This window comes from Saccharomonospora halophila 8 (assembly GCF_000383775.1).
Classification (GTDB): domain Bacteria; phylum Actinomycetota; class Actinomycetes; order Mycobacteriales; family Pseudonocardiaceae; genus Saccharomonospora; species Saccharomonospora halophila.
Window position 1 is genome coordinate 1 of record NZ_KB912526.1, and the last position, 5884, is coordinate 5884.

The window sequence follows — 5884 nt, forward strand, 5'->3', positions numbered from 1 at the left end:
GTGCGGTGTCCGAGCGGCTGCCGCAGGCGAGCGCCGAGGCCGGTGCGCCGGGTTCGGAGGGCACGGCCCAGCCGCCGGCGTTGACGACCGCGGCGAAGCGGGTGCTGACCGACGCCTACCAGGTCAGCCAGGCCTTCGGCGCCACCTACATCGACCCGGAGCACGTACTGCTCGCGCTGGCCGCCAACCAGGAGCTGGCGCCGGGTCGACTGCTCGGTGCGGCCGGGGTGACGCCGCAGGCGCTGCAGACCGGCGGCGGCGACGGCTCCCACGGCTCGGACGGCTCCGGCGGATCCGGCGGCTCGGGGAACAGCGACACCCCGACGCTGGACTCCTACGGCCACGACCTGACCGCGCGCGCCCGTGCGGGCGAGCTGGACACGGTCATCGGCCGGGACACCGAGATCGAGCAGACGCTGGAGATCCTGGCCCGGCGCACCAAGAACAACCCGGTGCTGCTCGGCGAGGCCGGTGTCGGCAAGACCGCCATCGTCGAGGGCATCGCCCAGCGCATCGCCTCGGGCGAGGTGCCCGAGCTACTCACCGGCAAGCGGCTGGTGCAGCTCGACCTGTCCGGCATGCTCGCCGGCACGCGCTACCGCGGTGACTTCGAGGAGCGCATGAACAAGGTGCTCGACGAGATCACCGAGCACTCCGACGAGCTGATCGTCTTCCTCGACGAGATCCACACCGTGGTCGGTGCGGGCGGCGCCGAGGGCGCGGTCGACGCGGGCAACATGCTCAAGCCGAAGCTGGCCCGCGGTGAGCTGCACGTGGTCGGCGCGACGACGCGGGACGAGTACCGCAGAAACATCGAGAAGGACGCGGCCCTGGAGCGCCGCTTCCAGCCGGTGACGGTGGACGAGCCGAGCGTCGACGACGCCGTCGCGATCCTGTCCGGGCTGCGTGAGGCCTATCAGCGGCACCACAAGGTGACCTACACCGACGACGCGATCACCGCGGCGGTGGAGCTGTCCGCCCGGTACCTGCCCGACCGACAGCTGCCGGACAAGGCCATCGACCTACTCGACCAGGCCGGTGCCCGGCTGCGCCTGAGCCGCACCACCGGCGAGGACCGCGAGCGGATCCGGCAGCGGCTGGCGGATCTCGAACGTCAGAAGGACGGGGCGGTGTCCGAGGAGGACTACGAACGGGCCTCGCAACTGCGCGACGAGATCACCGGGCTGCAGCGCACCCTGGACGGTGCCGGGCAGGACGCCCCGGAGGCGGATTCGGCCGGCGACACGGTGACGGTCGAGCAGATCGCCGAGGTGGTCTCCCGGCTGACCGGCATCCCGGCCAGCACGCTCACCGAGCGGGAGAAGCAGCGGCTGCGGCGGCTGGAGTCCGAGCTGCACCAGCGGGTGATCGGCCAGGACGACGCGGTGACCGCGGTGTCCCGGGCGGTGCGGCGCAACCGCACCGGCATGAACGACCCGGACCGGCCGGTGGGCACGTTCCTGTTCCTCGGGCCGACCGGGGTCGGTAAGACGGAGCTGGCCAAGGCGCTGGCGGGCTCGCTGTTCGGCGACGAGGACAACATGATCCGGCTGGACATGAGCGAGTTCGGCGAGCGGCACACCGTGAGCAGGCTGGTCGGCTCCCCGCCCGGGTACGTCGGCTACGACGACTCCGGCCAGCTGACCGAGAAGGTGCGCCGTCGCCCGTACAGCGTGATCCTGCTCGACGAGATCGAGAAGGCCCACCCGGACGTGTTCAACCTGCTGTTGCAGGTGTTCGACGACGGCAGGCTAACCGACGGGCAGGGTCGCACGGTGAACTTCACCAACACGGTGCTGATCATGACCAGCAACCTCGGCTCGGAGATCATCTCCAGCCGGTCGGGTGAATTCGGGTTCAGCGGCCCCGCGCAGGAGCGCTCCGGCAAGGCGGTGCGCGACCGGTTGATGGGCAAGCTGCGGGAGTCGTTCCGGCCGGAGTTTTTGAACCGGGTGGACGAGGTCGTGGTCTTCGACAAGCTTGGTTCCGAGCAGTTGCGCGAGATCACCGATCTGCTGCTGAACGACAGCCGCGAGCGGCTGCACGCGCAGGAGATCACCGCGGAGTTCACGCCGGAGGCGATCGACTGGCTCGCCGAACGCGGCCACCAGCCCGAGTTCGGCGCCCGGCCGCTGCGGCGGACGATCCAGCGGGAGGTCGACGACCGCATCGCCGACCTGCTGCTCGACGACGCGATCGGCCCCGGGGCGAGGCTGCGGATCACGCCCGACGCGGACGGTGAGCGGCTCGCCTTCGCGGTGACCCAACCGGCCGCGACCGGCTGAGCCACCGCGGGAACACCACACGACACCACAACCGGCGGGGCCGGGTCCACGACGGACCCGGCCCCGCCGTTTCGCTGTCCGCGGCGTCCGTCCCCGCCGGGGACGGCTTCACACCGGCGGGCCCGGCACACGGCAACTCACCCCGCAGGCAGATCATCATGTAACATGTTACTTTCCATGGTGCGACCACCGAAATATCCGGCGCGGACGCACACCCGTGCGATACTCATTCTGCGGAGTGTGGGCGTCGAAGGAGGTGACATGTTCCCCACCAACCTCACGGCCGTGTTGACCGGCGCGTCGCGCTCACAGCTACGTCGCTGGAACTCCACCGGACTGCTGGTCCCGGAACTGGCGACCAAGCCCCGACTGCTCTACTCGTTCCGCGACGTGGTGGCGCTGCGCACGGTTGTTCGCCTTCGCAGTGAGACGTCCCTGCAGAAAGTGCGGAAAGCTTTCGCGCGGATGCCGACCCTTGATCTGACCGAGCACCCGTCGAAGTACGGCTTCGGTACCGACGGCAACACCATCGTGGTCGCCGACAACGACGGCAACACCATCGACCTCGTCGCGAACCCGGGACAGTATCACATCCTCAGCCTGGCGGACATCTTCGAGTCGTTCCGAACCAATCGCGGCGACACCGTGGTGGACTTCCTCCACCCCCGCGAACACCTGGAGATACGGGCCGGCCGTATGGGAGGTTGGCCGACCATCGCGGCCACCCGCATCCCTTACGACACCATCGCCGACCTCCTCTCCGATGGCGAGGTCTCCCTCGACGAGGTGAACCACTTCTACCCCGGAGTCGATGCCGACTCCGCCGCCGATGCGCTGGACTTCCACATGGCCGTCCGGAGTGTGGCGTGAGATTCTTCGTGGATCACAACCTCAGCCCGACCCTCATCGGGACGGTATCCCCCATGCATCCGGACCACGATTTCCGCTGCGCGAGGGATGAGCAACTCATGGCCGAACACGACATCCCGCTGTTCACCAAGCTCACGCAACGTGGGTTCGACGCGATCATCACTCGCGACGGCAATCAACTTGTCGACCCGGATGAGAAACAGGCCTTGGTCAACAGTGGTCTTCACTGGCTGGGAATCAGCCCTGCCAAGGGAAGGGGCTGTTAGGCATCGCGCTCGACTCGGCAGCCATCACGGTGGGTTTGACGATGGTTCTTCCGGATCTCGAACGGCACCAGAGCGCTGTCCGGTTCCGTGCGATACCTCATCAACGGGAACAACGTGTCAAACACATCGACTTGCGAGCGAAGAACGGCTGAGCCAGCCGCCCGGGTCAGGTCGGCAGGGTGAGGTAGTCGGTGAGCAGCAGGTAGGCCGGGAGCCAGCCGGTGCCGATGCCGACGAGGAGCGTGACGACGCCCGCGATTCGGGTGATGGGCCGTTGCAGGCCCAGCAGGACCCAGTACAGGAACCACAGCACCGCCCATGCGGCCCAGTTCACCCCCAGCCAGGTCATCCACGTCGCGCCGTCCGCGTCGGCGAGGGTGAGGGCGGCGGTCGGCGCCGCGGTGAGCGCGACGAACAGGCTGTACCAGCCGAGTCCGCGCCCGTCCACGTCCACGTACCGGTTGTAGGCGATCCACAGGTAGGTGAACGAGAACAGCAGCACCTGCGCCCCGAACACGATGAAGGTGAAATCGTCGCGCAGGGTGCCGAGGACCATCGCGATGATCGCCGCGACCAGGATGATCCCGCCGGAGAAGACGTTGATGATGCCGATCTCGCGGTCCTGGACGTAGCCGAGCAACCAGAGGCCGTTCAGGGCCAGCACGGCCCCGACGTACAGCAGCACAAGAGCGATCATGGGAAACCCTGTCCTTCCCGGGGCGGACGTCGCGTGTGGTGCGGACCCGCTCAGCTCGCGAGCAGGTCCTTGAGTGCGTTGTCGATGAACTCGGTGTCGGTGGGGTTGGCGCCGCTACCGGCGAAGTGGCCCCAGACGGACGGGATCGGGCGGAACTCGGCGTTCGGCAGCGATCCCGCTTCGTACTCGCTGTCCTCGGGGGTGAAGTAGAGATCCGTCCGGCACGGCATGACGACGGCGCGTGCGGTGATCGCATTCAGCGCGGCGGTGAACTCGCCCCGGTAGCGGTCGTTGGCGCTGATGTCGCCGTGTTGCCAGGTCCAGGCCATTGTCAGCAGGTTGTTCGGGTCCCGGAGCAGGAAGAAGCCCTCCCAGAAGCCGACGAGGAAGTCCTCCAGCGAGGCGTAGCCCATCTCCCGCCACAGTTCCTCGCGGTAGAAGGCCTGGGAGACTCCCCAGCCGGCGTACACGCGCCCGACCGCGCGCAGCGCACGGTGCGGCTTGTCGGTGTACCACCCGTTCCGCCATGCCGCGTCGGTGCGGATCGCCGCCTTGACGGCCTCCAGGAAGACGACGTTGTGCGGCCACACCCGGGCCGTGCCGCAGAACGGGCCGATCCGGTCGACCATGTCGGGATGGGCCGCGCCCCACTCGAAGGACTGCATCGCCCCCATCGACCACCCGGTGACCAGGGCGACCCGGTCGAAGCCGAACACCTCGGTCACCAGCCGGTGTTGCAGGCGCACGTTGTCGTGCACGGTCACGGGCGGGAACGCCGCCTGGTTGAACGGCTCGTCGGCGTTGCTCGGGGAGCTGGACACGCCGTTGCCCAGCATGTTGGGCACCACGATGAACCAACGGTCCGGGTCCAGGGCCATGCCGGGGCCGATGAGCCATTCGTTGTCCTGATGCCGACCCGAGTACCAGGTCGGGTAGACGATCAGGTTGTCCTTCGCCGCGTTGGGCTTGCCGTAGGTCTGGTAGACCAGCTCCACACGGGGCAGGGTCTGCCCGCACTGCAGCGTGACGTTGTCGAAGACGGCCGTCTCCGGCTCGCGGGCCATGGGGACTTCTCCTTCCGTCCGGGTGACACGGGTCGGGCGCGTCAGGAGGTGACGCAGACCTGCCCGCGGTCCTGTTTGACCGGCCCCTGCCCGCCCGGCCGGATGTCGAAGTCGAAGATCTCGGTCGGCAGGTACAGCGAACAGCACGCGTTGGGGATGTCCACCACGCCGCTGACCCGCCCCTCAATCGGGGCCGTGCCCAGGATCATGTAGGCCTGCTGCCCGGTGTAGCCCCACTGTTGGAGGTACTCGATGGCGTTGAGGCAGGCGTTGCGGTAGGCCTCGGTGGCGTCCATGTAGAGGTTGGTGTTGTCCCGGTGGTCGACCGAGACACCGATGAACGTCAGGAACTCCGAGTACCTCGGCTCCACCCTTCCCGGGATGAAGGCGGGGTTGGTATGAATGCCGTAGGTGTCCATCCCGCCCTTGATGACGTCCACGGCGAGGTCGATGTAGCCGCCCATCTCGATGGCGCCACAGAAGGTGATCTCACCGTCCCCCTGGCTGAAGTGCAGGTCACCGCCGGAGAGTTTCGCGCCGGACACGTGGACGGGGTAGTACACCCGGGAGCCACGGGTGAAGTTCTTGATGTCGTGGTTTCCGCCGTTCTCCCGGGGCGGCACGGTGCGCGCCCCGTCCGTGGCGATGGCCTGCGCCGCGTCTCCCGTCGCGGTGCCCGCGAGCGCCCCGTCGGCCAGCGGT

At 68.2% G+C, this 5884-nt stretch carries 6 protein-coding genes; 3 read left to right on the forward strand and 3 right to left on the reverse strand.

Annotation, left to right across the window (positions count from 1 at the left end):
- From SACHA_RS20965 to SACHA_RS26055, 3 genes are all read left to right on the forward strand, one after another.
- Positions 1-2285: ATP-dependent Clp protease ATP-binding subunit (locus tag SACHA_RS20965; protein WP_019808651.1), on the forward strand; the 2285-nt coding region annotated here is incomplete at its 5' end.
- Positions 2286-2546: 261 nt separating this feature from the next.
- Positions 2547-3155, forward strand: coding sequence for a DUF433 domain-containing protein (locus SACHA_RS0108035; protein ID WP_019808653.1), 609 nt, complete (start codon positions 2547-2549; stop codon positions 3153-3155).
- On the forward strand, positions 3152-3421 hold the full coding sequence (locus tag SACHA_RS26055) for a PIN-like domain-containing protein (protein WP_019808655.1): 270 nt from the start codon (positions 3152-3154) through the stop codon (positions 3419-3421). Before SACHA_RS0108035 ends, SACHA_RS26055 begins: the two co-directional genes overlap by 4 nt.
- A 166-nt stretch (positions 3422-3587) precedes the next feature.
- Here the strand turns inward: SACHA_RS26055 and SACHA_RS0108045 are convergent, their stop codons facing one another.
- The 3 genes from SACHA_RS0108045 to SACHA_RS20970 all read right to left on the reverse strand — a co-directional run.
- Positions 3588-4118, reverse strand: a complete 531-nt coding sequence (locus SACHA_RS0108045) for an AmiS/UreI family transporter (protein ID WP_028662989.1) — start codon at positions 4116-4118, stop codon at positions 3588-3590.
- A gap of 50 nt (positions 4119-4168) precedes the next feature.
- Positions 4169-5182 (reverse strand): alpha/beta fold hydrolase, encoded by a 1014-nt coding sequence (locus SACHA_RS0108050; protein WP_019808659.1) that lies wholly within the window; start codon positions 5180-5182, stop codon positions 4169-4171.
- Positions 5183-5223: 41 nt separating this feature from the next.
- On the reverse strand, positions 5224-5884 hold a 661-nt coding region (locus SACHA_RS20970), incomplete at its 5' end, for an acetamidase/formamidase family protein (RefSeq protein ID WP_039738388.1).

Excerpts from the sequence above, each read along its gene's own strand:
- SACHA_RS0108035 (WP_019808653.1), top strand. The coding sequence starts at position 2,547 with ATGTTCCCCACCAACCTCACGGCCGTGTTGACCGGCGCGTCGCGCTCA.
- SACHA_RS0108045 (WP_028662989.1), bottom strand. The coding sequence starts at position 4,118 with ATGATCGCTCTTGTGCTGCTGTACGTCGGGGCCGTGCTGGCCCTGAAC.
- SACHA_RS0108050 (WP_019808659.1), bottom strand. The coding sequence starts at position 5,182 with ATGGCCCGCGAGCCGGAGACGGCCGTCTTCGACAACGTCACGCTGCAG.